1 protein-coding gene is annotated in these 1041 nt (G+C 69.2%); it reads right to left on the bottom strand.

Going from position 1 to position 1041, the window contains the following annotated elements:
* Positions 1-1041 (bottom strand): PBSX family phage terminase large subunit (locus FFK22_RS41875; protein ID WP_143957010.1); only part of this gene is annotated, 1041 nt, incomplete at both ends.

Genomic DNA, 1041 nt, shown 5'->3' with positions numbered 1-1041 from the left:
CCCCGTCCCGACCCAGCGCATGCTGGAATCATAGGTGCTGCCGGCCCTGTGCCCTTCCAGGGCATAGCGCAGGGCGTCGATGGCGTGGTTCTCGCGGTCCTCCAGCTCGGGCTGGATCTCGCCGGTCTTCGGGTCGGTGCGCCAGCTGTACAGCGCCAGCTCGTCGATCAGGTGGCGGCAGCGCGGATGCACCAGGATGTCGCAGCTCTTCAGGAACTCGACGCCCTCCTTGACCGACCCCGGCCCCTTCAGCGCCGACCGCAGCCGCGGGAAGCCGTGGCGCTGCAGATAGTTGATCGTCTCCGGCCGGGCGCCGTCGGCGACGATCGGCCAGCGCCGCGCCTCCGGCACCGTGTCGAACAGCGCCGGCGTCCGGTCGATCTCGCAGCCCACCCGATAGGCCTCGTGGTCGACGAACAGCGTCCGGCCGGTCAGGAAGCAGCGCACCAGCACCGTCGGGTCGCGGGCGAAGCCCCAGTCGGCGCCGAACAGGAAGCGGGCATCGGCCGGCGTCTCGAACGCCTCGACCGTCCAGTTCTTGAACACCCGCGCCTCGCTGATCCTGAGATAGTCGCCCAGCCAGACATGCCGGTGCTTGTCCGGGTCGCGCGCCAGGTCCCATTCCATCTCGGCCTGCAGCACCTTCGGGAAATGCGGGTTCTTGTCATGGTTGACCTCGATCAGCGTGGTCTTCGGCGGCGGCGTCCCGGCGCGGAACAGCGCATCGACCGGGTCGTCCGGCCGGGTCGGGTTCCACGAGAACCACAGCTCCGACCCCGGCTTGCGGATGGTCGGGCGCAACAGCTCGAGGCTCCGCTTCGACAGCGACTGCGCCTCCTCGACCCAGGCGATGTCGTAGCCTTCCAGCGACTTGATGCTCTCCGCCGTGTGGTTCTGCATGCCCTGGAAGGTGATCCGGCCCTCTCCCGGGCAGAGGATCCGGTCGGCCTGGACGGTGAAGGCGGCGCCCAGGCCGAGCACCTGGATCTTGTCCTCGAGCAGGCGCTTGACCGACTGGTCGAGCGAGCGCTGCACCTCGCG

Source organism: Mycobacterium sp. KBS0706, assembly GCF_005938675.2.
Taxonomy (GTDB): domain Bacteria; phylum Pseudomonadota; class Alphaproteobacteria; order DSM-16000; family Inquilinaceae; genus Inquilinus.
The sequence above is the reverse complement of the archived record's forward strand: the minus strand, read 5'-3'. Positions and strand labels throughout refer to the sequence as shown.